The organism is Streptomyces sp. NPDC090445 (assembly GCF_044769385.1).
Classification (GTDB): Bacteria; Actinomycetota; Actinomycetes; order Streptomycetales; family Streptomycetaceae; genus Streptomyces.
Genome location: NZ_JBIVXV010000003.1, coordinates 343955 through 366343, shown reverse-complemented (window position 1 = coordinate 366343; position 22389 = coordinate 343955). Strand labels below are relative to the sequence as shown.

Below are 22389 nucleotides of genomic sequence, written 5' to 3'. Positions count from 1 at the left end.
GCACGGCCGGCCGGGCGGCGGGCCGACCGGCGGGGGCAGAGTAGAACCTGTTTCAAGAATCCGGAAGGGCCCGTGCCCTAGGGTCTGGCCATGGACGCACAGAAGGTGATCGCGGACAGCGAGATCGCGGTCGAGTTCGACGGGCTGCGGGGCTATTACGACGAGACCAAGGAGGTCCCGTTCAGGCTGCGGCGGCGCACGGCCGACGGCGCCTGGCTCTACGAGATCGGCAGTCCGGTGGCCGCCGTACCGCAGCTGGCCGGGATCGCCCGCGAGGAAGACGTACGGGAGTTCGCCCAGGGCATCCTCGACACCATCGAACGGTGGGCCGGGGAACCGGACTTCCTCCTGTGGAGCGACGGCTACGCGCAAGTGCAGGCCACGGTCGGATACGGCCACGAGCTGTACTTCATGGTGGAGGCCTTCTTCAATGCCCGGCAGGACCGCGTGGGCACCTCCCCCGACGGGGAGCCGCTCTACTCCAACCCCTTCGGAGGTGCACACGTGCACCTCGGCGAGATCCAGCCGGACTGCCCCGAGCCCCTGGTCGCCTTCGCCCAGGCCGTGCTCGCCGCGCTGAACGCCTGACAGGCAGGACCGCCCTGGCCGACAATGACAGGTCGGTCGGGTCGGGGCGCACATCCGGAGGGCTCAGGGCATGGGGATGGGCAGGGGGATGGGGATGGACAGGGGCGATGACACGGGCAGGGACGAGGCGTGGCGGCGCGAGTTCGCCGCGCGGGACCGGATGCCGGAGCCGCGGGGTGCGGACCGGCTGCCCGGACAACGGCCGCAGGACGGCCGGGCCGCCGCCCGGGCCGCCGCCCGGGCCGAGCAGCCCGAAGGACTGACCCAGATCCACGAGCCCGGGCCGCTGCCCGTCGCCCCGGACCTGCCCGACCGGGAGGTCTGCTGGGAGCGGCTGCCGGCCGACGTCCGGGGCAAGACCCTGGAGAAGGCCGGCACGGTCCTGCTGTGGTGGGCCCACCTCACCGAGGACGGCGACCCCTTCGCGGTGGTGCTGGGCGACCGCGGGCTCTGCCGGGTCCAGCCGACACCGGCCGCGGGGCGGGCCCGGGACTTCCGGGGCGAGCGAGTCCGGCTGGAGCCCGGGACGCTGCGGAGCCGGCCCTTCGGCGGGGGGACGGCAGCAGCCGCAGCGGCGGGGAGTCCCGCCGCACCCGGCCGGCCCGGGGCACGGGTGGAACGGCTCCGCCTGGACCCCGCCGAAGCCCAGGACGTCCTCGGCCACTTCCCGCTGGACGTACAGGACTTCCTCCAGCGCCCGTTCCTCGCCGGCAACCGGTCCGTCCGGGCCGACTGGTACTACCTCGAGAGCGTCGAGCCGGACCAGACCGCACTGTTCCTCGTCATGTGCCTCACCGACGACCGCCACGTCACGGCCGTCGAAGCCCGGCGGACCCTGGCCCCGGGCGCCACCCCGGACCGGGCCCGCTGGCACGGCATCACCTGCCACCAGGCCCGGCTGGTACCACGCTGAGCGGCGCGGGTGGCTGATCCTCGTCCGCGCTTCAGCACCTCAGCGCCTCACCGTGTCAGCGTGTCAGCGTGTCAGCGTGTCAGCGTGTCAGCGTCAACGCGCCGATCATTGCCGTCGCCGTCGCCGCCATCGCCGTACGGGCCGCCGTCAGGTACGGGCGCGGGTCCGCCGGGGTGAGGTGGGCGCGGATGGCCTCGGTCATGGCCAGGTTCAGCGCCGTACCGATGTTGACCTTGCGGATGCCGCCCGCCACGGCGGCCGCGAGCTCCGTGTCCGGCAGCCCCGAGGAGCCGTGCAGCACCAGCGGCACGCCCACCGCCTTGGCCAGCCGGGCGAGCAGCCCGTGGTCCAGGGCGGCGGTGCGGCTGGTCATCGCATGGGTGCTGCCGACCGCCACCGCGAGGGCGTCCACCCCGGAGTCGGCCACGAACCGGCGGGCCTCGTCCGGATCGGTACGGGCCCCGGGGGCGTGCGGATCGAGCGGCGCCTCACCGTTCTTCCCGCCCACCTCCCCCAACTCGGCCTCCACCCAGAGCCCGTTGGCGTGCGCCCAGTCGGCGGCCGAGCGGGTCGCCTCCAGGTTCGCGGCGTACGGCAGCTGCGCGGCGTCGAACATCACCGAGCTGAAGCCGGCGTCCACGGCCTGCCGGAGCAGGTCGGGGCTCTTGACGTGGTCGAGGTGCAGGCCGACCGGGACCGCGGCGGCCTCCGCGCACGCGGCGGCGGCACGCGAGATCGGCAGCAGCGCCCCGCCGCGGAACTTCACCGCGTTCTCGCTCAGCTGGAGGATGACGGGCACGCCCGCCTGCTCCGCGCCGGCGACGACGGCCTCGGCGTGCTCCAGCGTGATGATGTTGAACGCGGCGACGGCCCGCCCGGCGGAGGCAGCCTCCACGACGAGCCCACCGGCGGCGGCCAGGCTCATCGGACCGCCCCCTCGCCCGCGGTGAGGATCACCGAACGGGTGAGGTTCCTCGGCCGGTCCGGATCCAGCTCCCGGTGGGCGGCGGCGGCGAGGGCCAGCCGGTGGACCCGTACCAGCTCGGCGAGCGGGTCGAGCCGCCCGCCCGCCACCCACTCGCCCCCGGCTGCGCGCACCTGCTCGGGGAGCCCGTCGGGGGCCTCGCCCAGGCACCAGGTGACGGTGCCCGGGCCGGCGATGCTGATGGGGCCGTGCCGGTACTCCATCGCCGGGTAGGACTCGGCCCAGGACAGCGACGCCTCGCGCATCTTGAGCGCCGCCTCGTGTGCCAGGCCCACGGTCCAGCCGCGGCCGAGGAAGGTGAACTGGCGTTCGTTCGGGAGGTGTTCGGGCAGCGGCTCGGCCAGGGCGGTCCGCGCGTCGGCCACCGCTGCGGGGGTGTGTCGGCCGACGTGGGCGCGGAGGAGGGTCAGGGCGGTCGTCGCGAAGCGGGTCTGCACGACGGACTGCTCGTCCGCGAAGTCCAGGACCACCAGCTCGTCGGCGAGCCCCATCACCGGAGTCGCCGGATCCCCGACCACCGCGGTCGTCGGCACACCGGCGTCCCGCAGCCCGGCCAGCAGGTCCAGCACCTCGGTGGTCGTGCCGGACCGGGTCAGGGCGACGACCCTGTCGTAGCGGCGGTGCAAGGGGAACTCCGAGGCGGGAAACGCGTCCGTCTCCCCCGCGCCGGCCTCCTCGCGCAGCACGGCGGCCGCCTGCGCCATGTAGTACGAGGTCCCGCACCCGACGATCGCCGTACGCTCCCCCGGCCGCGGAAGCACCGCCCCCCGGGCCGGGGCCAGTTCGGCTGCCCGCTCCCAGCACTCGGGCTGTGTGCCCAACTCGTACGCGACGTGGCTCTGGCTCATGACGGCTCCCTGGCCCGGCTTGTGCACTCGCTCGCTTCATTGCGGTTTGCTGCAAGGTATCGGGCACTTTCGCGCAACTTCAAGCATCTCCGGGGTGATCGCGTGGGCTAGTGTCGGGGGAAGGGAGAGGTACGGAGCTGTCCGATACGGCTGAGGAACGGCTGAGGAACGGCTGCCGGCACGGGGAGAGCGGAGGGGCGTACGCCATGGGGGCCATGACCCGTAAGGAGCGCTGGCAGACACTGCTGGACCTGCTCGTGGAGCGGGGCGAGGTCGAGGTCGAGCCGACGGCGGAAGCCCTCGGCGTCTCCGCTGCGACGATCCGCCGCGACCTCGACCGACTGGCCGAACAGCAACTGCTGGTCCGGACCCGCGGAGGGGCGGTCGTACACGGGGTCTCGTACGAACTCCCGCTGCGCTACCGCACCTCCCGCCGGGCCGCCGAGAAACACCGCATCAGCGAGGCGGTGGCCGCCCTGGTCACACCGGGCGAGGTCATCGGCCTGACCGGCGGCACCACGACCACGGAGGTGGCCCGGGCCCTGGCGGGCCGCCCGGACCTGGCGTCGGGCTCGCCGGCGCTGACGGTGGTGACCAACGCCCTCAACATCGCGGGAGAGCTCGTCATCAGACCGCAGTTCAAAATCGTCCTGACGGGCGGGGTCGCCCGCTCCCAGTCGTACGAGCTGACCGGCCCGCTGGCCCAGCAGGTACTGGGCCAGCTCACGGTGGACACCGCGATCGTCGGTGTCGACGCCTTCGACCCGGCCGACGGCGCGGCGACCCGGCACGAGGACGAGGCCGCGATGAACCGCCTCCTGTGCGAGCGCGCCCGCCGCGTGATCGTCGCGGCCGACTCCAGCAAACTCGGAACCCGCGCCTTCGCCCGCATCTGCCCACCGGAATCGGTCCACACCCTGGTCACGGACACAGGCCTCCCGGACACGGAGGCGCAAGCCTTCGAGGCGGCGGGGGTGGGGGTGGTACGGGTGTGAGGGGGCTGGAGGCGAGGGCGGAGGCGAGCGCGAGCGCGGGGACGGGGCGGAAACGGAAACGGGAACGGGAACAGGGGCGGGAACGGGGCTTCGTGCGGCTGGGCATCCCGCTGCCCGCTCCCCGCTCCCCGCATACCGCCCGCCGCCCCGCCACCACCCGTCGGCCCCTAATGCGCCGGCAATCGCTCCGCCTCCCGGGACAGCGCCGCCAGGACCGGGGCGATCAGGGGGTGGGATTCGGCGCCGCGGCGGGTTGCGGCGAAGACGCGGCGGGTTGCCGCCGGGCCGGCGACCGGGCGGACCTGGACTTCCTTGAGGTCCATGCCCCGCAGCGCCGAACGCGGGACCAGGGCCACCCCCACGCCCGCGCCCACCAGCGCCGTGACGGCCCGGAAGTCGTCGGACGAGTGCCGGAACCGGGGCTGGAACCCGGCCAGCTCGCACGCCAGCAGGGTCACGTCGTGGCAGGGGTTCCCGGGGTACTGCCCCACCCAGTCCGAGCCGGAGAGGTCGGCCAGGGCCACCTCGGGCAGGTCGGCCAGGGGGTGCCCTGAAGGGAGTACCGCGTCGAAGGGTTCGGCGTACAGCGGCAGGACGGACAGGCGGCCGTCGTCGGCGCCCGGGGCGCCCCGGTACTCGACGGCCAGCGCGAGATCGGCTTCGCCGTCGAGGAGCATGGGCAGGCTTTCGTCGCCCTCCGCGTCCCGGACCCGCAGCCGGATGCCCGGGTGCTCGCGGGCGAGGCCGGCGATCGCGGGGGCGAGCACTTCGGCGATGCCCGTCGCGAAGGCGGCGACGGTGACCTCGCCGGCGGTCCCTCCGGCGTAGGCGGCGAGTTCGGCTTCGGCGCGCTCCAGCTGGGCCAGGACCTCGTGGGCGTGCCCGAGCAGGATCTCGCCGGCGGCGGTCAGCCGGACGCCGCGCCCGCTGCGGGTGAGGAGTGTGTGCCCGGTCTCCTGTTCCAGCGCCGCGAGCTGCTGGGAGACGGCGGAGGGGGTGAGGTACAGGGCTGCGGCCGCGGCGGTCACCGTTCGGTGGTCCGCCACGGCTCGCAGGATGCGCAGCCGGCGGGGGTCGATCACCCCTCCATGATGTCAGCCCTGGTCAGCGCGTGATGTCAGCCCTGGTCGGCGGTGAGCGCCGCGCGAGCGTCGACGAAGGCGGCGACGGCGCGTTCGACGTCGGCCGTGGAGTGCGCGGCCGAGAGCTGTACGCGGATCCGGGCCGCGCCCATGGGCACGACCGGGTACGAGAAGCCGATCACGTACACGCCGCGTTCGAGGAGCAGCTCGGCCATGCGGCCCGCCTCGGCGGCGTCGCCGATCATCACGGGGGCGATGGCGTGGTCGCCGGGGAGGATCTCGAAGCCGGCCTCGGTCATCTTCGTGCGGAAGAGGGCGGTGTTGGCGGCGAGGCGCTCGCGCAGGTCGCCCGCCGACTCCAGCAGGTCGAGGACCTTGAGGGAGGCGGCCGCGATGACCGGGGCGAGGGAGTTCGAGAAGAGGTACGGGCGCGAACGCTGGCGCAGCAGCTCGACGATCTCGGCGCGGGCGGCGACGTAGCCGCCGGACGCGCCGCCGAGGGCCTTGCCGAGGGTGCCGGTGATGATGTCGACGCGGTCCATGACGCCGTGGAGCTCGGGGGTGCCGCGGCCGCCGGGGCCGACGAAGCCGACGGCGTGGGAGTCGTCGACCATGACCATGGCGTCGTAGCGGTCGGCGAGGTCGCAGATCTCGGTCAGGGGGGCGACGTAGCCGTCCATGGAGAAGACGCCGTCGGTGACGATCAGCTTGCGGCGGGCGCCGCCCTCGGTGGCCTCCTTCAGGCGCGCTTCCAGCTCGGCCATGTCGCGGTTGGCGTAGCGGAAGCGGCGGGCCTTGGAGAGGCGGATGCCGTCGATGATCGAGGCGTGGTTGAGGGCGTCGGAGATGACCGCGTCCTCGGCGCCGAGGATGGTTTCGAAGACGCCGCCGTTGGCGTCGAAGCAGGAGGAGTAGAGGATCGTGTCCTCCTGGCCGAGGAAGGAGGACAGGCGCGCCTCCAGCTCCTTGTGCACCTCCTGCGTGCCGCAGATGAAGCGGACGGAGGCCATGCCGTAGCCCCAGCGGTCGAGGGCGTCCTTGGCGGCGGCGATGACCTCGGGGTGGTCGGCGAGGCCGAGGTAGTTGTTGGCGCAGAAGTTGAGGACCTCGCCGGGGGTGCCGCCGGCGGTCACGGCGACGGCCGCGCTCTGCGGGGTGCCGATGACGCGCTCGGGCTTGTGAAGGCCGGCGGAGCGGATCTCGTCGAGGGTGGCGCGAAGGTCGTCGCGGACGGTCTCGAACATGCTGCGGTGCTCTCTTTCTCCTCGCGCGGCGGAGGGAGACGAAGAAGGGGGCCGGGCCCCGCGGAGGGGGGAGGGTGGGCGGGGCCCGGCCGGAGGGTGGTGGTCTGCGGGGCGGGGACTACGGGGTGAGGCGCTCGCCCGGACGGCCCGGACGACCCGTCCGGTCCGTTACGCCGTCCAGTCCAGGATGATCTTGCCGCTGCGGGCCGTGGCCGCCTCGTCGAAGGCGGCCTCGAAGTCGCGGTGCGAGTAGCGGCCGGTGATGACCGGGCTGAGGTCGAGCCCGCCCTCCAGCAGCACCGTCATCGCGTACCAGGTCTCGAACATCTCGCGGCCGTAGATGCCCTTGATCGTGATCATCGAGGTGACGACCTTCGCCCAGTCGACCGGGAACTCCTGCGCGGGCAGGCCGAGCATGGCGATCTTGCCGCCGTGCGTCATGTTGTCGATCATGTCGCGCATCGCCTCGGGGCGGCCGGACATCTCCAGGCCGACGTCGAAGCCCTCGCGCAGCCCCAGCCGGGCCTGCGCGTCGGCGATCGTCGCGTTCGAGACGTCGAGCGCGAGGGTGGCGCCCGCCTTGCGGGCGATCTCCAGGCGCTCCGGGCTGACGTCGGTGATGACGACGTTGCGCGCGCCGGCGTGCCGGGCGACGGCCGCCGCCATGATGCCGATCGGGCCCGCGCCCGTGATCAGGACGTCCTCGCCGACCAGGGGGAAGGACAGGGCGGTGTGGACGGCGTTGCCGAACGGGTCGAAGATCGCAGCGACGTCCAGGTCCACGGTGGTGCGGTGCACCCACACGTTCTGCGCGGGCAGGACGACGTACTCGGCGAAGGCGCCGTCGCGCCCGACGCCGAGGCCGACGGTGCTGCGGCACAGGTGGCGGCGGCCGGCCAGGCAGTTGCGGCACTTGCCGCAGACGAGGTGGCCCTCGCCGCTGACGAGCGCGCCGATCTCGATGTCCTGGACGTCGCCGCCGACCGCGGCGACCTCGCCCACGAACTCGTGGCCGAGGACGAGCGGGGTCTTGACGGCGCCCTGCGCCCAGCCGTCCCAGGAGCGGATGTGCAGGTCGGTGCCGCAGATGCCGGTGCGCAGCACCTTGATCAGCACGTCGCCGGCACCGTACTCCGGCTCCGGTACGTCCATCAGCCACAGACCGGGTTCGGCTTTGTGCTTGACGAGCGCCTTCATGGTGTGGCTCCAGGCATGTGCAGAGGACACCGCAACCACAGTGACTGGTGCGGCGAGTTGATGGGACCAATCTGCCGACCGGGCGGTGATCGGTCCATCGAGGATTTCTTAAGCGGGCCGACAGCCCAGCTTCACGAGCCGGGCTTCACGCCTATGCTCCTTCCGTACAGGGCTGTGGCCTGGGCATGGGCCGTCAGTCGGGGCAGGGAACGGGGAGGTGCCGAGCGTGCCGAGTCTGCGCAGCAGGGCGCTGTCGGTCGCGCTGATCGCGGCGGGGCGGCGAAGACGGTTCGCGAGCGCGGAGGCGGTGCACGCGCGGGTGGCCGAGTCGGCCCGCCGGCCGGCGTCGCACCTGCCGCCGCGGTCGCTGGGGCGCGTCGCGGAGGTGTCGCGCACCTTCGTGGGGGCGTGGCCGGTGTACGACGTGTCGCCGCGCGGGGCGGAGCCGACGGCACGGGTGCTGTACGTGCACGGTGGCGGCTACATCCACGAGCTGGTCCGGCCGCACTGGGCGATGATCCGGACGCTGGTGACGCAGGCGCAGGCCCGGGTGGTCGTGCCGGCGTACATACTCGCGCCGCGGGGCACCGCGGACCGGACGGTCCCGGTGGCCGCGGACCTCCTCAGCGGCCTGATCGAGAGCGGCGGCGACGGCGGCACGGTGCTCATCGGGGATTCCGCCGGCGCCGGGCTGGCGCTGGCCGCCGCGCAGCGGCTGCGCGACCGTACGGGGGCCCAGCCGTCCCGGATCGTGCTGATCTCGCCCTGGCTGGACCTGACCATGAGCCACCCGGACCAGGCGGCCCTGGAGGCCGACGACCCGGTGCTGGCACGGCCGGGCCTGCTGGAGGCCGGCCGGCTGTACGCGGGCACCCTGGCGGCGGACGACCCGCGGGTGAGCCCGCTGCGGGGCTCGTTCGGGGGGCTCGCGCCGCTGACGGTGTTCACGGGCACCCGGGACGTCCTGAGTCCCGACAGCAGGGAGCTGCTGCGCCGGGCACGGGACGCGGGCGCGGAGGTGGAGTTCCACGAGGAGCCGGGGCTGCCGCACGTGTACCCGCTGCTCCCCGTGCCGGAGGGGCGGGCCGCCCGGGACCGGATCGTGGAGCTGATCAGGGCGGCGGCGACGGAGGAGTGACCTCCGGCGCCCGCGTCGGACCGCCTCGCGTCGGACCGTTTCGCGTCGGGTCGCCTCGCGTCGGACCGTTTCGCGTCAGGCCGCCTCGCGTCGGACCGTTTCATGTCAGGCCGCCTCGCGTCAGACCGTTTCATGTCAGGCCGTGCAGGTCATCAGGGAGCTGATGGGCCAGGCCCGGTATCCGGTCCAGTAGGCCTCGTCGCGCGCGGCGTCCGCGGGCGGGGTGCGGTTGGGCTGCCAGGCGACGGTGCTGAAGCCCGCCTCGACGGCCGCTTCCGCGAAGTCGGAGTGCGCCCATTCCCGGTAGTCGAAGTCGATCGCGGGTTCGGTGAGGAGCTGTGCCTTCAGCAGCGGTGCGTCGCCCTCCGGTAGGCGCCCGACGATCCGGACGCCGTACGGCGACCAGTCGACGTGCGGGTACGCGCCGGCGTTGAGGACGATGGCCAGCAGGCGGCCGCCTTCGCGCAGGTTGGTGCGGATGGAGCGGAACATGGCGTGCAGCGAGTACCGGTCGGGCGCGTGGTTGAACAGGTGCACGGCGGTGGCGAGGTCGAAGGGGCCCATCTGCGGCAGTTCGGCGGCGTTGGCGACGACGTACTCGATGGCGGCGGTGTCGTGGGTGCGGGCCAGGCGGATCATTTCCTCGGAGATGTCGACGCCGACGGTGCGGCGGGCGCCGCCGCGGGCCAGCAGCCGGGTGTTGTGGCCGTAGCCGCAGGCCAGGTCGAGGGTGTCGAGTCCGTGGACCCCGCCGAGCGCGTCGAGCGCCCCGAGCAGGGTGTGGGTGTCGGCCGCCGAGAACGCCGCCGTGGTCTTGGACTCCACGAAGCGTTCGCCGATGGTGTCGTACTGGAACCGCATGGTCTGCCTTCCGGGGCCGGGTGGGACGCGCGTGCGTATCGTTCCCCGGGGCGCGGCGGGCGCCTGCCCGGACGCGGGCCTCTCCCCCGGACGGGTCGGCGTTCGGGTCAGTGCGTACGATGTCCGGGCTGCGCGGGCTCGGGCTCCGCGAGCGGCGGGCTCGGCCGGTACGGGCTCCGCGGGCGCGGCGGGTACGGGCGCGGAGGTGGCCCGGCGCCGGGATGCAGCTCCGCGCTTGCCGGGGGCATGCTGGCTGTGTGACGGCGAGACCGGACAGCGGCCCCGCCCGCGACGCCACGGCCCGGGTTCTGGTACGGGCGGCGGGCGAGGGTGTGCAGGCCGTCGGCGGGTTCGCGGGCGGGATCTACCTGCGCTCGGGGACCACGGGGCTGCTGTTGCTGGCCGTGCTGACGGGGCTGCCGGGGTCGCTGTACCGGCCGTGGTGGCGGATGCACGTGAACCGCCCGTTCCCGGTGGCCGAGGCCTACCGCAGCGGCCGGTCCGTCCACCTGCCGGACGCGGATGCGGCCATGCGGCGCTTCCCGCAGCTGATGGCCGGGCTGCCGTTCCCGTTCGGGTCGCTGTACGAGCCGGTGGGCGTCGGCCCGGATCGGTTCGGGGTGCTGTTCGTGCTGCGGCCCGCGACGCCGGGGATCGGCGTGGGGTCCGCCGAGGGGAAGCGGCTCCAGGCGGTCGCGGAGGGGCTGGCCGCGGAGCTCGCGGAGCTGGAGGCGGCCGGGGAGCCGGTGTCCTGGTGCGGCGATCCGGTGATGGTTCCCTCGCCCGGGCGTGCGCACGGCGCCCGGGAGGCCCTGGACCGGCTCACGCAGGCGGTGGTGTCCGTGGACCGCGGGGGCAGGATCCGGCACGTCAACGCGGCCGCGTGCCGGCTCGGCATGGGCGGGCCGGAGCTGCGCGGGCGGGTGCTGTGGGAGGCGGTGCCGTGGCTCGGGCATCCCGCGTACGAGGACCACTTCCGGGAGGTGTTCATGTCCGGGGGCGCGGTGCGCTTCGCGGCCCGGCGGGGCCGGCAGGCGTCCGGGGAGTGGGTGTCGGTGGACCTGTACCCCGCCGACGACGGGGTGACCGTGGTGATCGGCACGGCTGCCGAGCAGCCCGCGTCCGCGCCCGAATCGGCCGTCCGGCCGGGCCCGGGGCCGGCCTCCGCCGCGGACCGGGCCCCGGCGCTGTACCGGCCGGTGGCGCTGGCGATCGCGCTGACGGAGGCGATGACGGCCCGGCAGGTGTCGGCGGTGGTCACGCAGGAGCTGCTGCCCGCCTTCGGCGGCCGCCAGCTGGCGATCTACCTGCTGAGTGAGCGGCACCTGTACCTGGCGTGGGAGACGGGCTTCCCGCAGGGCTTCCTCGACCGCTTCGACGGGGTGGGGCTCGACGTCCGGCTGCCGGGCGTGGAGACCCTGACCACGGGGCGGCCGATGTTCTTCGAGTCGATGGAGCACCTGGCGGCCGCGTATCCGGGGATCCCGCTGGACGCGCACGTCGGGGCGCGCGCGTTCCTGCCGCTGATCGCCTCGGGCCGGCCGGTGGGCTCGTGCATCCTCGGCTTCGACGTGCCGCGCGGGTTCAGCCCGGAGGAGCGTACGGTGCTGACGGCACTGGCGGGGCTGATCGCGCAGGCCCTGGAGCGGGCGCAGCGGTACGACTCGGAGGCGGCGCTGGCGCGCGGGCTGCAGTCGGCGCTGCTGCCGCACCGGCTGCCGGTCCGGGAGAACGTGGTGACGGTGGGCCGCTATCTGCCGGGCACGGTCGGCATGGACGTGGGCGGCGACTGGTACGACGTGATCGAGACGGGTACGGGCCTGCTGGCCCTGGTCATCGGGGACGTGCAGGGGCACGGGGTGGCGGCCGCGGCCACCATGGGCCAGCTGCGCAGCGCGGTACGGGCGTTCGCGCTCAGCGGGAACGCCCCGCAGGACGTGGTGGCCGGCACCAACCGGCTGCTGATCGACCTGGACCCGGGGCAGTTCGCGAGCTGCTGCTACGTGGCCCTCGACGCGGACTCGGGCCGTGCGCTGGCGGTGCGGGCGGGGCATCCGCAGCCGCTGCTGCGCCGTCCCGACGGGCGGACCGAGGTGCTGGACCTGCCGGGCGGGGTGGTGCTGGGCGTCGATGCGGACGCGGTGTATCCGGTGACGCAGCTGCGGCTGGAGGAGGGGGCGGTGCTCGCCCTGTACACGGACGGGCTGGTGGAGAAGCCGGGCACGGACTTCGACGTCGGGGTGGACCGGCTGCGGTCGGCGCTGGCGGCGGCCCGGCCGTCCCCGCTGGCGGAGACGGCGGACCGGCTGGTGGCGGAGGCGGGGGGCAGTGTCGAGCGGCCGGACGACATCGCCCTGCTGCTCGCCGCGCGTACGGCCGGGAACGGGGCGGCGGCCGAGTGACGGCGGCGCGACCGCACGGCGTGACGTGACGGCGTGGCGGCCGGCGTTGTCCTGCCCGTCACCTGGGGCGTGCGGGGTGTCCCCCGTCGAAGCCCAGGGTGAGGGCGGTGTTCACCAGGCCGATGTGGCTGAAGGCCTGCGGGAAGTTGCCGAGCTGGCGGCCGGCGGCGGGGTCGTACTCCTCGGCGAGCAGTCCGACGTCGTTGCGGACGGTCAGCAGCCGCTCGAACAGCTCCCGGGCCTCCTTCTCGCGGCCGGTCATGTGCAGGGCGTCGGCGAGCCAGAACGAGCAGGCGAGGAAGGCCCCCTCAGCGCCGGGCATCCCGTCCACGGACGGGCCTTCGGTGCTGTAGCGGCGGACCAGGCCGCTGCTGCCGAGTCCGGCGTGGACCGCGTCGACGGTGCCGATCACGCGCGGGTCGTCGGGGGGCAGGAAGCCGACCCTGGGGATGAGCAGGGTGGCCGCGTCCAGTTCGCGGGAGCCGTAGTACTGGGTGAAGGTGTTGCGGTCGGGGTCGTAGCCCTTCTCGCAGACGTCGGCGTGGACGGCGTCCCGCATGGCCCGGAAGCGCTCCATGTCGCCGTGCTGCGAGGGGTCGCCCTCCAGGGTGCGTACGGCCCGGTCGGCGGCGACCCACGCCATCACCTTGGAGTGGACGAAGTGGCGGCGGGGGCCGCGCACCTCCCACAGGCCCTCGTCGGGCCGCTGCCAGTTCTGCTCCAGGAAGTCGAGGAGGGCGAGCTGGATCCGCCAGCCGTGCCGTTCGGCGGGCAGGCCGGCCGAGCGGGCCAGGAACAGGCTGTCGAGGACCTCCCCGTACACGTCGAGCTGGAGCTGGTCGACGGCCGCGTTGCCGACCCGGACGGGGGCGGATCCGGCGTAGCCGCGCAGCCAGGGCAGTTCCGCCTCGGGGATCCGCCGCTCGCCGCCGATGCCGTACATGATCTGCAGGTCGGCGGGGTCGCCGGCGATGGCGCGCAGCAGCCACTCCCGCCAGGCGCGGGCCTCGTCGAGGAAGCCGGTGGAGAGGAGGGAGCCGAGGGTGAGGGTGGCGTCGCGCAGCCAGCAGAAGCGGTAGTCCCAGTTGCGGACGCCGCCGATCTCCTCGGGGAGGGAGGTGGTGGCGGCCGCGGCGATGCCGCCTGTGGGGGCGTAGGTGAGGGCTTTGAGGGTGACGAGGGAGCGGGTCACCGCCTCCCGGTAGGGGCCTTCGTAACGGCACTGGTCGGACCAGTCCCGCCAGTCGGCCACAGTCTGCTCCAGGGCTTCGTGCGGGTCGATGAGCTCGGGGCGCGGGTGGTGGGAGGGGTGCCAGGTGAGGACGAAGGCGACGCGTTCGCCGGGGGCGACGGTGAACTCGGAGCGGGTGCTCTTGGCCTGGCCCCAGGTGCGCACGGGCGGTTCGCTGCGGAACCACGCGGAGTCGGGTCCGGCGACGGCGACGCGCTCGTTGCCGCCGCAGCGGCGGACCCAGGGGACGACGTGCCCGTAGTCGAAGCGCAGACGCAGGGTGCTGCGCATGGTGACGCGGCCGGAGACGCCCTCGACGATCCGCATCAGGTCGGGGGCGGCGTCGCGCTGCGGCATGAAGTCGATGACCTTGACGGAGCCGCCGTCGCCGGTGTCCCAGTGGCTCTCCAGGACGAGGGTGCCGTCGACGTACGCGCGGCGGGTGCACTGCCCGTCCTCGGCGGCGTCGGCCGGGGCGATGCGCCAGTGGCCGTTCTCCCGGTCGCCGAGAAGGGCGGCGAAGCAGGCGGCCGAGTCGAAGCGCGGCAGGCACAGCCAGTCGACGGACCCGTCGCGGCCGACGAGCCCGCAGGTCATCAGGTCGCCGATGAGGGCGTAGTCCTCGATGCGTTGCGTCATTTGAGCGCTTTTCCCCCGGATGTGCCGGTCCAATCAGCGCCGAGGCGGACCGCCGCCCCTTCTGCCGCCGCGGGCCGCCGCAACCACGCCCGGACCGAGCGCCGAGCCGACCGGTCGCCGAGCCGGTCGGGACGGGCCGGCCGCGGGACGGGCCGGCCGCGGCAGCGGCGGCCCGCCCGGCCGGAGCGGGCTACTTGCGGATGAGGAGCGTGACGACCGCGAGGACGACGCCCAGGGCGACGGCGAGGGCGCCGTGGGCGAGGCGGTGGCTGCGCAGCACGGGCAGCATGCGGTCGGCGGCGTACCGGCCGGGGCCGGTGAGGGCGAGGGCGGCGGCGCCGGCGACCAGGAGGATCTCGTACTCGATGCCCCCGTTCTGGGCGAAGAACGAGCCGGTGCCGTGCACGGCGATCGCGTTGATCATGGTGCCGACGACGGCGGCGCCGGCGAGCGGGGTGAGCAGGCCGACGGCGAGGCCGAGGCCGCCCAGGGTCTCGGTCAGGCCCGCGACGACGGCCATGGCGTCGCCGGCCGGGTAGCCGCTGGCGGTGAAGAACTTCCCGGTGCCGCCGATCCCGCCGCCCCCGAACCAGCCGAAGAGCTTCTGGCTGCCGTGCGCGGCCATGGTGAGGCCGAGGACGATGCGCAGGAGCAGCAGGCCGGCGTCGTGTGCGGGGGTGGAGAGGGCGAGGGGGGCGGCGGCGGCCTGCGGCTTCGTCGCGGTGACGGAGGGGCTGGTCATGGGGGGATCCTTCCGGTCGGGCTGCCCTCGGCGGAGAGGGAGTGGTCCAAGTAGTTCAAATTCGAACGTGACCGACCCTAAACCATTGATTCAAATTGGAACAACCCGTGTAGGCTGGGCGCATGGCTGAGACGAGATGGCTGGACGATCGGGAGATGCGCGCCTGGAGGGCTTTCCTGGCCGCATCGGCCCTGGTGAACCGGCATCTCGACCAGCAGCTCAAGGACGACTCGGGGCTCTCGCACCCGCAGTACGAGATCCTCGTGCGGCTCGCCGCGGCCCCGGACCGGGAGCTGCGGATGACGGAACTCGCCAATGGCCTGATCAATTCGAAGAGCGGGCTGACCTACCAGGTCACCCAGCTGGAGAAGGCCGGACTGGTCCGGCGCCGCAGCTGCCCCTCCGACGTGCGCGGCGTCTTCGCCGTCCTCACGGACGCCGGCAGCGCCCGCCTGGAGGAGGCCGCCCCGGGGCACGTGGCCGCGGTCCGGGAGGTGCTCATCGACCTCCTCACCCCCGAGCAGCTCGACGCGATCGCCGAAGGCCTGGGCGAGGTCGGCGGCCGCCTGCGCACGCAGGGCTGAGGCCCCCGAGGGGACAGGGCCCGGAGGAAGGGGTATAGAGGGGGCATGGACGCTTCGGTCTGGCTGGTGGTCGTCGCGGTGCTCGCCCTCGGGCTGGCGGCCGCGGCCGCCGTGCTGCTCGTACGGGTCTTCAGGACGCGGCGCCTGCTGCTCGACGCGGGGATCCCGCTGCGCGACAAGGCGCTGTTCTGGCTCGCCGTCGTCTACACCGTCTCGCCGGTGGACCTGGTCCCGGACCCGGTGTACCTGGACGACATCGGCGTGCTGCTGCTCGCCCTGCGCTCATTGCAGGCGGCGGCGTCCGCGGTACGGTCCGGCAGCCCGGCGGCGGTACGGTCCGGCGGTACGGCGGGGGCGAAGGAGGCCTGAGCCCGGCGGGGCGCGGTCCGGCGGGCGCGTCCGGGGGATCGGCCGGCGGGGGATCGGCCGGCGGGGATCGGCCGGGTCGGCTGTCGGAAGCCGGTGGCACGATGTCCGCATGCCCCATGACGATCTTGATGCTCTGTTCGCCTCCCCCGCCGCCCTCCTGGAGGCCGGCCCCGCCCGCCTGACGGACCTGCCCGACGCCGGCGGCGGCGGGGTGGGCCGCGAGGTCTTCGCCCAGGCCTCCGCCGCCCTCGGCGACGCCGAGGTGTCGCGGGCCGAGTTCGCCTCGTGGCTGCACTTCGCGGCGAAGGTGCTGGGCCGCGAGTCCTACGCCGGGCAGGTCGCCGCGGCCGAGCCGGGCATGCCCTGGCGGACCGTGTGGGCCTGGTGGCGGCCGCTCGGGGCCTACCGGGCCGCACCGAACCTCTGCGGGGACGGGTGCGTCGAGATCTGGGACGGGCCCGACGGCCGGGTCCTGCTGAAGGTCCGGTCCCTGTGGACCGCGGAGCACTGGCTCGACCCGGCCACGGGCGAGCGGTGCCCGGCCCCTGCCGACGGGGAGTTCACCGAGCGGCTGGAGGAGGCCGAGGAGGACGGCCCGTTCCGCTCCGACCCGGACGACGAGGAGTGGGAGCTGTACCGCCCCGAAACCTGGGAGGATCCCGTGCCGCTGGGCGGGGGCCGCTGCCTGCTGTACGAGGAGCGCGGGATCGTCGTCCTGGAACGGAATCCCGCCGCGGCGGCCGACTTCCCCGGCGACGGCGCCGAGCTCGCCGGCCGGGGCTCGGCGGAGCCCTGGTTCGACGGCCCGGTGGCCGGCGCGCTGCCGCTGGACACGGCCCGCCTGGCGGCCGCGTTCGGCGCGGACCACGTCGTCCGCACCCCGCAGGACCGGCAGCCCGCGGCCCTCACCCACGGGCCGACGCGGGAGCTGATCGCCGCGGTGGGCCTGCCGGCGTGGTGGGCCTGCGGGTCGGCCACGTTCTCCCTCGCGTGGACCGAGGACGGGGCGAAGGAGCCGGAGCCCGACGCCGACGGCCTGCTGCACCTGGGCACCGTCGAGGTCGGGTACGGGTTCACCCGCGTGCTGGTCGATCCGGGGACGGGCGCGGTCTCTGCGGTCAGCGAGGACGGCGGGCCGTTCCCCTTCGCCCGGAACACCGAGACCTTCGTCCGGCTGCTGGAGACCGTGTACCGGTTCGCGGGGGCGTTCTGGAGCCCGCACCCGGCGGAGGACGTCCACGCCGACTTCGAACGCGAGGTCGAGGCCCTCGAACCGGGCGCGCTGGACACCGACACCCCGTGCGGGGAGGCCTGGGAGCACGTCTTCGCGGGCGTCACCGAGCTGGACGTGTGGGGCTTCTGAGGCCGCCGCCCGGACCGGAGCCCCGGCCGGCACTCCGGCGGGGGCCGGCCGGGGTCCTTCCTCAGCGCACGCCCCGGGGGCGGAACTGGATGCTGATGCGCGGGCCCACGACCCGGGTCGACTTGGGCACCGCGTGCTCCATCGTCCGCTGGCAGGAGCCGCCCATCACGACGAGGTCGCCGTGCCCGAGCGGCAGCCGCAGGAGCGTGGGGCCGCCGCCGCGCGGGCGGAACGCCAGGTCGCGCGGGTCGCCGACGGAGACGATCGCGACCATGGTGTCCTCGGTGGCGGAGCGGCCGATACGGTCGCCGTGCCAGGCGACGCTGTCCCGTCCGTCGCGGTAGAGGCACAGCCCGGCGGTGGTGAAGGGCTCGCCGAGTTCGGCGGCGTAGTGCCGGGTCAGAACGTCACGGGCCGCGGTGAGCACCGGGTCCGGGAGTGGCTCCCCCTCCTCGTAGAAGGCGAGCAGGCGCGGCACGTCGACCTCGCGCTCGTACATCTGCCGGCGCTCGGCCCGCCAGGGCACGCACGCGGCGAGCCGCTCGAAGAGGGTGTCGGCGCCGGAGAGCCAGCCGGGCAGGTGGTCGACCCACGCCCCGGCCCCGAGCGGGGTGCGCTGCAGGCCCCGGAGGGGGCCGAGGCGGATCTCGTCGCCCTGGTCGAAGAGGGAGCCCTGGAGTGCGGGGAGGCCCTGGATCGTGCGCATGGGACCACCCTAGCGCTCCACTCGAACATATGCTCGACCGATGAGCCGCGGGTCCGGCCGCCGACGTCACCCGTCGTGCCCGTTCGGTGACGATGTGGCGGTCCGGGCGCATAGGCTCGCCTCCGGCCCGACCTGCTCCACCACTCCACCATTCCGCCACTCCTATACCGGGGAGACGCCATGAGGATGCTGATCAACAGTCCCGAGACCGTCGTCGCCGACGCCCTGCGCGGCATGGCGGCCGCCCATCCCGAGCTGGACGTCGATGTGGAGCGGCGCGTTGTCGTACGGCGCGACGCGCGCGAGGGGGGCCGGGTCGGGCTGGTGTCGGGCGGGGGCTCCGGGCACGAGCCGCTGCACGGCGGCTTCGTCGGGTACGGGATGCTGTCGGCCGCGTGCCCCGGGGAGGTCTTCACATCGCCGGTGCCCGACCAGATGCTGCGGGCGGCCACCGCCGTGCACGCCGGGCAGGGGGTGCTGTTCGTCGTCAAGAACTACACCGGGGACGTGCTGAACTTCGAGATGGCCGCCGAGCTCGCCGAGGAGGAGGGCCTGCGGATCGAGCGGGTGCTGGTCAACGACGACGTCGCCGTCACCGGGAGCCCGGCGGAGCGGCGGGGCACGGGCGCCACCCTGTTCGTCGAGAAGATCGCCGGGGCGGCCGCAGAGGAGGGCGCCCCGCTGGAGCGGGTCGCGGCGCTCGCCCGGCAGGTGGCCGAGTCCTCGCGGAGCTTCGGGGTGGCGCTCAGCGCGTGCACGACACCGGCGAAGGGCAGTCCGACGTTCGAGCTCCCGGACGGGGAGCTGGAGCTGGGCATCGGCATCCACGGCGAGCCGGGCCGCGAACGGCGGCCGATGATGCCGGCGCGGGAGATCGCGCGGGTCGCGGTGGACGCCGTACTGGCGGAGCCGGCGGAGGCAGGGCCGGCCGACGGGCCGGTGCTCCTGCTCGTCAACGGGATGGGGGCGACGCCGCTCCTGGAGCTGTACGGGTTCCACGCGGAGGTGGCCGCGGTGCTGGCGGAGCGGGGGGTGCCGGTGGCGCGGGCCCTGGTCGGAAACTACGTCACCTCCCTGGACATGGCCGGGTGTTCGGTGACGCTGTGCCGGGCGGACGAGGAGCTGCTGCGGCTGTGGGACGCGCCCGTGCAGACCGCGGCGCTGCGCTGGGGCCGCTGACCGCGGGGTGGCCGGGACCGGCCCGCGGGGTATGGGGTGTGGGGTGTGCCGCGTGCCGTGTGACGTGTGACGTATGCGGCAAGTCGAGGCGAGGAGAACCGGGTTGCGTGACGCAGACTTCTTCCGGCGCTGGATGGCGGCCACCGCGGCGGTGGTGGAGCAGGAGGCGGACCGGCTGACCGAGCTCGACTCCCCCATCGGGGACGCCGACCACGGTGCCAACATGCTGCGCGGGTTCACCGCCGTACGGGAGGTGCTGGAGGCGGAGGGGCCCGGGACACCCGGGGCGGTGCTCCAACTGGCCGGCCGGACCCTGATCTCCACGGTCGGCGGGGCTTCCGGCCCGCTGTACGGGACGCTGCTGCGGCGGACCGGCAAAGAGCTCGGGGAGGCCGCCGAGGTCTCCGACGACACCCTGCGCAAGGCGCTGTACGCGGGCGTCGGCGCGGTGGCGCAGCTGGGCGGTTCCGCGCCGGGCGACAAGACGATGCTGGACGCGCTGGTCCCCGGGGTGGCGGCGCTGAGCACCTCGTACCGTGCGGCCGGGGACGCGGCGCAGGACGGCGCGCAGGCCACGGTGCCGATGCTGGCCCGCAAGGGCCGGGCCCGCTACCTCGGCGAGCGGAGCATCGGCCACCAGGACCCGGGGGCGACCTCGGCCGCACTGCTGCTCGGGGCCCTCGCGGAGGTGGCCGGATGACCGCGGAGATGGTGGGCATCGTGCTGGTGTCGCACAGCGCCCGGGTCGCGGAATCCGTGGCGGAGCTGGCGGCGGGCCTGGCCGCGGGCGGGCCCGTGGCCCCGGTCGCCGCGGCCGGCGGCACCGCGGCCGGCGGGCTCGGCACGAGCGCGGAGCGGATCACCGCGGCCGTACGGGAGGTGGACCGCGGGGCGGGGGTTGCACTGCTCGCAGACCTGGGCAGCGCGGTGCTGACGGTGAAGGCACTGCTGGCCGAGGAGGAACTGCCGCCGGGAACCCGGCTGGTGGATGCGCCGTTCGTGGAGGGGGCGGTGGCGGCGGTGGTCGCCGCGTCGGCGGGCGCACCCCTGGACGCCGTGGCCCTGGCCGCCTCGGAGGCCTACACCTACCGCAAGACCTGACCCGCCCGAACCACGCGGGCCCCCGCGCGCACCTGCAGGTCCACGCGCCGGCCCGGCGCCCGAGGCGACCGGGCCGCCGCGGGGCGGGCGGGTGGCCGGGCGGGTGGCCGGGCCGGCCGGAGCGCTAGCGGCCGCGGAGGGTGTTGAGCTCGCGGCGGTCGCGCTTCGTGGGGCGGCCCGTGCCGCGGTCGCGGATGCCGACGACGGCGGCTTCGACGGCAGTGGGGACCGGCGGGCTGTTGTCGATGAAGCACTCGGCGGCCACCGGAGGGCCCACCCGCTTCGTCACCGGCCGCTTGACCACCACCACGCGCTCCCGCCCCGCGTGGAACAGCCGCACCTCGTCGCCCGCCTTCACCGACTGGGCCGGCTTCGCGCGTTCCCCGTTGACCTTGACGTGTCCCGCGCGGCAGGCCGTCGCCGCGATCGAGCGGGTCTTGGTCAGGCGGACCGACCAGATCCAGGCGTCCACCCGTGCGGTTCCCGTTTCGGTTGTTTCAGCTGCCATGCCCCGACTCTAGCGATCCGTCGGCCCGGACGCGGTGCACATTTCGGCGGAACAGCCAATCGAACAAGCACCTGCCATGGAGATCATCCGAAGAGAATTGCAAATGCGCGCCACCTGCGCCTACCTTGTCGCACATGCAGTCCTACACCATCGGCCAGGCGGCGCGCCTGCTGGGCGTCAGCCCGGACACCGCCCGCCGCTGGGCCGACGCCGGCCGGGTCGCGACCCATCGCGACGAGGCCGGCCGGCGGCTGATCGACGGCCGCGACCTGGCCGCGTTCTCCGTCGAGGTCGGCCAGGGGCCCCACACCGAGGACGACGATCCGTACACCTCGGCCCGCAACGCCTTCCCGGGCATCGTCACCGCCGTGACGCTCGGCGACGTGTCCGCCCAGGTCGAGATCCAGGCGGGCCCGCACCGGCTGGTCTCCCTCCTCACCCGCGAGGCCGTCGAGGAGCTCGGGCTGGAGGTCGGCATGCGGGCCACCGCCCGCGTGAAGTCGACCAGCGTGCACATCGACCGCGGCTGACCGGGCCGCCGCTCCCGTACCCGCCGGCCCCGTACCCGCCGGCCCCCGCCCGCCGCCCTCACCCCGCACCGCACCGCACCGTCCCGTTCCGTCCCCTTCGCCGTTCACCCTTCGCCGCTCGTCTCGCACCACCGCCCGCTCCGCCGTCACCGGCGCGGGTCGCCACCCCCGTGCAGCCGGCCACCGTACGGCCGCCGACCCGACCGAGGAGCACCAGCCATGTCCCTCCCCGTGAACCGCCGCAGCGCCGTGGCCGCGGCCTTCGCCGCAGCCCTGCTCGTCCCCGCCCTGTCGGCCTGCGGCAGCAGCGACCAGAAGGCCGGCGACGCCGGGTCCGGTGCGAGCGCCTCCGCCTCGTCCGGCGCCGCACCGAAGGCCGCCAACCTCACCGTCCTCGCCGCGTCCTCGCTCACCGACGTGTTCAAGACCGCGGGCGCCGCGTACGAGAAGGCCCACCCCGGCACGAAGATCACGTTCTCCTTCGCGGGCTCCCAGGAGCTCGCCGCCCAGGTCAAGCAGGGCTCCCCCGCGGACGCACTCGTGACCGCCGACACCAAGACCATGGACGGCCTGAAGGGCGAGACCGGCGAGCCGGCGGTCATCGCCAAGAACCGCCTGGTCATCGCGACCGGCAAGGGCAACCCGTTCAAGATCGCCGCGCTCAAGGACCTGGCCGACAGCAAGATCAAGGTGGTGCTCGCCGCGCCCGAGGTCCCGGTCGGCCGCTACAGCAAGCAGATCCTCGACGCCCAGAAGATCGAGGTGAAGCCGGTCTCCCAGGAGCCGAACGTCCGCGCCGTGCTGAGCAAGGTCGAGCTCGGCGAGGCCGACGCCGGCCTGGTCTACAAGACCGACTCCGCCAAGTCCGCGGACAAGGTCGCGACCGTCGAGATCCCCGACGAGCAGAACGCCGTGGCCTCGTACCCGGCCGCCACGCTCAAGCAGTCCAAGAACACCGAGGCCGCGGCCGCCTTCGTCGCCTGGCTGAGCAGCCCCGAGGCCCAGAAGATCCTCCAGGAGGCGGGCTTCCAGAAGGCTGCCTGAGCCGGCATCCGCGCCGGTCGTCAGACGCCGCACGTCAGACGTCGGGTGCCGAACGTGCGGGAGGGACTGCCTGAACCGGGGGGGACAGGCAGTCCCTCCCGCGCGTCCGGCGGCCGGCACCCCCCGGCGCCCCCTGCCCC

General features: G+C 74.3%; 23 protein-coding genes. 13 read left to right on the top strand and 10 right to left on the bottom strand.

Features of this window, described 5'->3' with window-relative positions; translation table 11 throughout:
• Nucleotides 1–90: 90 nt before the first annotated feature.
• A complete protein-coding gene (locus tag ACIQUT_RS09780; RefSeq protein WP_403561248.1) occupies nt 91–588 on the top strand; it encodes a hypothetical protein in 498 nt (165 codons plus the stop codon).
• A gap of 94 nt (nt 589–682) precedes the next feature.
• Entirely contained in the window at nt 683–1501 is an 819-nt protein-coding gene (locus tag ACIQUT_RS09775) for a hypothetical protein (RefSeq protein ID WP_403561246.1), read from the top strand.
• Between the two features lie 79 nt (nt 1502–1580).
• Here the strand turns inward: ACIQUT_RS09775 and ACIQUT_RS09770 are convergent, their stop codons facing one another.
• Together ACIQUT_RS09770 and ACIQUT_RS09765 are read right to left on the bottom strand one after the other, a co-directional pair.
• Nucleotides 1581–2426 carry a ketose-bisphosphate aldolase gene (locus ACIQUT_RS09770; RefSeq protein ID WP_403561244.1) on the bottom strand — a complete coding sequence of 282 codons (846 nt, stop codon included), beginning with the start codon at nt 2424–2426 and terminating at the stop codon, nt 1581–1583.
• Nucleotides 2423–3334, bottom strand: coding sequence for an SIS domain-containing protein (locus ACIQUT_RS09765; protein ID WP_403561243.1), 912 nt, complete (start codon nt 3332–3334; stop codon nt 2423–2425). Before ACIQUT_RS09765 ends, ACIQUT_RS09770 begins: the two co-directional genes overlap by 4 nt.
• Before the next feature lie 215 nt (nt 3335–3549).
• Here ACIQUT_RS09765 and ACIQUT_RS09760 point away from each other — a divergent pair, with 215 nt between their 5' ends.
• On the top strand, nt 3550–4329 hold the full coding sequence (locus tag ACIQUT_RS09760; protein ID WP_403561241.1) for a DeoR/GlpR family DNA-binding transcription regulator: 780 nt from the start codon (nt 3550–3552) through the stop codon (nt 4327–4329).
• A gap of 167 nt (nt 4330–4496) precedes the next feature.
• Here the strand turns inward: ACIQUT_RS09760 and ACIQUT_RS09755 are convergent, their stop codons facing one another.
• The 3 genes from ACIQUT_RS09755 to tdh form a co-directional block, all read right to left on the bottom strand.
• Nucleotides 4497–5411, bottom strand: a complete 915-nt coding sequence (locus tag ACIQUT_RS09755) for a LysR substrate-binding domain-containing protein (RefSeq protein WP_403561240.1) — start codon at nt 5409–5411, stop codon at nt 4497–4499.
• Between the two features lie 35 nt (nt 5412–5446).
• On the bottom strand, nt 5447–6655 hold the full coding sequence (locus ACIQUT_RS09750) for a glycine C-acetyltransferase (RefSeq protein WP_403561238.1): 1209 nt from the start codon (nt 6653–6655) through the stop codon (nt 5447–5449).
• A gap of 168 nt (nt 6656–6823) precedes the next feature.
• Nucleotides 6824–7852: an L-threonine 3-dehydrogenase gene (gene tdh, locus ACIQUT_RS09745; RefSeq protein WP_403561670.1), complete on the bottom strand. Its 1029-nt coding sequence runs from the start codon at nt 7850–7852 to the stop codon at nt 6824–6826.
• 226 nt (nt 7853–8078) lie between these two features.
• Here tdh and ACIQUT_RS09740 point away from each other — a divergent pair, with 226 nt between their 5' ends.
• Nucleotides 8079–8990 (top strand): alpha/beta hydrolase fold domain-containing protein, encoded by a 912-nt coding sequence (locus ACIQUT_RS09740; protein WP_403561236.1) that lies wholly within the window; start codon nt 8079–8081, stop codon nt 8988–8990.
• A gap of 135 nt (nt 8991–9125) precedes the next feature.
• Here ACIQUT_RS09740 and ACIQUT_RS09735 read toward each other — a convergent pair whose 3' ends face one another.
• A complete protein-coding gene (locus ACIQUT_RS09735; RefSeq protein ID WP_403561235.1) occupies nt 9126–9851 on the bottom strand; it encodes a class I SAM-dependent methyltransferase in 726 nt (241 codons plus the stop codon).
• Nucleotides 9852–10072: 221 nt separating this feature from the next.
• Between ACIQUT_RS09735 and ACIQUT_RS09730 the strand changes: the two genes are divergently transcribed.
• On the top strand, nt 10073–12253 hold the full coding sequence (locus ACIQUT_RS09730; RefSeq protein WP_403561233.1) for a SpoIIE family protein phosphatase: 2181 nt from the start codon (nt 10073–10075) through the stop codon (nt 12251–12253).
• Between the two features lie 58 nt (nt 12254–12311).
• On the opposite strand, the gene ACIQUT_RS09725 is transcribed toward ACIQUT_RS09730, so the two are convergent.
• Nucleotides 12312–14123, bottom strand: coding sequence for a glycoside hydrolase family 15 protein (locus ACIQUT_RS09725; RefSeq protein ID WP_403561231.1), 1812 nt, complete (start codon nt 14121–14123; stop codon nt 12312–12314).
• Nucleotides 14124–14313: 190 nt separating this feature from the next.
• Entirely contained in the window at nt 14314–14865 is a 552-nt protein-coding gene (locus tag ACIQUT_RS09720) for a DoxX family protein (protein WP_403561229.1), read from the bottom strand.
• A 122-nt stretch (nt 14866–14987) separates the two neighbouring features.
• On the opposite strand from ACIQUT_RS09720, the gene ACIQUT_RS09715 reads away from it, so the two are divergent.
• From ACIQUT_RS09715 to ACIQUT_RS09705, 3 genes are all read left to right on the top strand, one after another.
• Nucleotides 14988–15449 (top strand): MarR family winged helix-turn-helix transcriptional regulator, encoded by a 462-nt coding sequence (locus ACIQUT_RS09715; protein WP_403561227.1) that lies wholly within the window; start codon nt 14988–14990, stop codon nt 15447–15449.
• Between the two features lie 45 nt (nt 15450–15494).
• Nucleotides 15495–15818 carry a YkvA family protein gene (locus ACIQUT_RS09710; RefSeq protein WP_403561225.1) on the top strand — a complete coding sequence of 108 codons (324 nt, stop codon included), beginning with the start codon at nt 15495–15497 and terminating at the stop codon, nt 15816–15818.
• Nucleotides 15819–15927: 109 nt separating this feature from the next.
• Entirely contained in the window at nt 15928–17181 is a 1254-nt protein-coding gene (locus ACIQUT_RS09705; protein ID WP_403561223.1) for an SUKH-4 family immunity protein, read from the top strand.
• Nucleotides 17182–17242: 61 nt separating this feature from the next.
• On the opposite strand, the gene ACIQUT_RS09700 is transcribed toward ACIQUT_RS09705, so the two are convergent.
• Entirely contained in the window at nt 17243–17887 is a 645-nt protein-coding gene (locus tag ACIQUT_RS09700; RefSeq protein ID WP_403561221.1) for an alpha-ketoglutarate-dependent dioxygenase AlkB, read from the bottom strand.
• A 180-nt stretch (nt 17888–18067) separates the two neighbouring features.
• On the opposite strand from ACIQUT_RS09700, the gene dhaK reads away from it, so the two are divergent.
• From dhaK to ACIQUT_RS09685, 3 genes are all read left to right on the top strand, one after another.
• Complete coding sequence (dhaK, locus tag ACIQUT_RS09695) at nt 18068–19066, top strand: dihydroxyacetone kinase subunit DhaK (RefSeq protein ID WP_403561219.1); 999 nt, start codon at nt 18068–18070, stop codon at nt 19064–19066.
• Nucleotides 19067–19169: 103 nt separating this feature from the next.
• The gene (gene dhaL / locus ACIQUT_RS09690; RefSeq protein WP_403561217.1) at nt 19170–19766 is read left to right on the top strand and encodes a dihydroxyacetone kinase subunit DhaL; all 597 of its coding nucleotides are present in this window, start codon (nt 19170–19172) and stop codon (nt 19764–19766) included.
• Nucleotides 19763–20167 carry a PTS-dependent dihydroxyacetone kinase phosphotransferase subunit DhaM gene (locus ACIQUT_RS09685; protein ID WP_403561216.1) on the top strand — a complete coding sequence of 135 codons (405 nt, stop codon included), beginning with the start codon at nt 19763–19765 and terminating at the stop codon, nt 20165–20167. Before dhaL ends, ACIQUT_RS09685 begins: the two co-directional genes overlap by 4 nt.
• A 124-nt stretch (nt 20168–20291) precedes the next feature.
• Here ACIQUT_RS09685 and ACIQUT_RS09680 read toward each other — a convergent pair whose 3' ends face one another.
• The gene (locus ACIQUT_RS09680) at nt 20292–20675 is read right to left on the bottom strand and encodes an RNA-binding S4 domain-containing protein (protein WP_403561214.1); all 384 of its coding nucleotides are present in this window, start codon (nt 20673–20675) and stop codon (nt 20292–20294) included.
• 134 nt (nt 20676–20809) lie between these two features.
• Between ACIQUT_RS09680 and ACIQUT_RS09675 the strand changes: the two genes are divergently transcribed.
• A complete protein-coding gene (locus tag ACIQUT_RS09675) occupies nt 20810–21205 on the top strand; it encodes a molybdopterin-binding protein (RefSeq protein WP_403561212.1) in 396 nt (131 codons plus the stop codon).
• Between the two features lie 219 nt (nt 21206–21424).
• Nucleotides 21425–22249 carry a molybdate ABC transporter substrate-binding protein gene (modA, locus tag ACIQUT_RS09670; RefSeq protein ID WP_403561210.1) on the top strand — a complete coding sequence of 275 codons (825 nt, stop codon included), beginning with the start codon at nt 21425–21427 and terminating at the stop codon, nt 22247–22249.
• The last annotated feature ends 140 nt before the right edge of the window (nt 22250–22389 follow it).

Excerpts from the sequence above, each read along its gene's own strand:
- ACIQUT_RS09780 (WP_403561248.1), top strand. The coding sequence starts at position 91 with ATGGACGCACAGAAGGTGATCGCGGACAGCGAGATCGCGGTCGAGTTC.
- ACIQUT_RS09775 (WP_403561246.1), top strand. The coding sequence starts at position 683 with ATGGACAGGGGCGATGACACGGGCAGGGACGAGGCGTGGCGGCGCGAG.
- ACIQUT_RS09770 (WP_403561244.1), bottom strand. The coding sequence starts at position 2,426 with ATGAGCCTGGCCGCCGCCGGTGGGCTCGTCGTGGAGGCTGCCTCCGCC.
- ACIQUT_RS09765 (WP_403561243.1), bottom strand. The coding sequence starts at position 3,334 with ATGAGCCAGAGCCACGTCGCGTACGAGTTGGGCACACAGCCCGAGTGC.
- ACIQUT_RS09760 (WP_403561241.1), top strand. The coding sequence starts at position 3,550 with ATGACCCGTAAGGAGCGCTGGCAGACACTGCTGGACCTGCTCGTGGAG.
- ACIQUT_RS09750 (WP_403561238.1), bottom strand. The coding sequence starts at position 6,655 with ATGTTCGAGACCGTCCGCGACGACCTTCGCGCCACCCTCGACGAGATC.
- tdh (WP_403561670.1), bottom strand. The coding sequence starts at position 7,852 with ATGAAGGCGCTCGTCAAGCACAAAGCCGAACCCGGTCTGTGGCTGATG.
- ACIQUT_RS09735 (WP_403561235.1), bottom strand. The coding sequence starts at position 9,851 with ATGCGGTTCCAGTACGACACCATCGGCGAACGCTTCGTGGAGTCCAAG.
- ACIQUT_RS09730 (WP_403561233.1), top strand. The coding sequence starts at position 10,073 with ATGCAGCTCCGCGCTTGCCGGGGGCATGCTGGCTGTGTGACGGCGAGA.
- ACIQUT_RS09725 (WP_403561231.1), bottom strand. The coding sequence starts at position 14,123 with ATGACGCAACGCATCGAGGACTACGCCCTCATCGGCGACCTGATGACC.
- ACIQUT_RS09720 (WP_403561229.1), bottom strand. The coding sequence starts at position 14,865 with ATGACCAGCCCCTCCGTCACCGCGACGAAGCCGCAGGCCGCCGCCGCC.
- ACIQUT_RS09715 (WP_403561227.1), top strand. The coding sequence starts at position 14,988 with ATGGCTGAGACGAGATGGCTGGACGATCGGGAGATGCGCGCCTGGAGG.
- ACIQUT_RS09710 (WP_403561225.1), top strand. The coding sequence starts at position 15,495 with ATGGACGCTTCGGTCTGGCTGGTGGTCGTCGCGGTGCTCGCCCTCGGG.
- ACIQUT_RS09705 (WP_403561223.1), top strand. The coding sequence starts at position 15,928 with ATGCCCCATGACGATCTTGATGCTCTGTTCGCCTCCCCCGCCGCCCTC.
- ACIQUT_RS09700 (WP_403561221.1), bottom strand. The coding sequence starts at position 17,887 with ATGCGCACGATCCAGGGCCTCCCCGCACTCCAGGGCTCCCTCTTCGAC.
- dhaK (WP_403561219.1), top strand. The coding sequence starts at position 18,068 with ATGAGGATGCTGATCAACAGTCCCGAGACCGTCGTCGCCGACGCCCTG.
- ACIQUT_RS09685 (WP_403561216.1), top strand. The coding sequence starts at position 19,763 with ATGACCGCGGAGATGGTGGGCATCGTGCTGGTGTCGCACAGCGCCCGG.
- ACIQUT_RS09680 (WP_403561214.1), bottom strand. The coding sequence starts at position 20,675 with ATGGCAGCTGAAACAACCGAAACGGGAACCGCACGGGTGGACGCCTGG.
- ACIQUT_RS09675 (WP_403561212.1), top strand. The coding sequence starts at position 20,810 with ATGCAGTCCTACACCATCGGCCAGGCGGCGCGCCTGCTGGGCGTCAGC.
- modA (WP_403561210.1), top strand. The coding sequence starts at position 21,425 with ATGTCCCTCCCCGTGAACCGCCGCAGCGCCGTGGCCGCGGCCTTCGCC.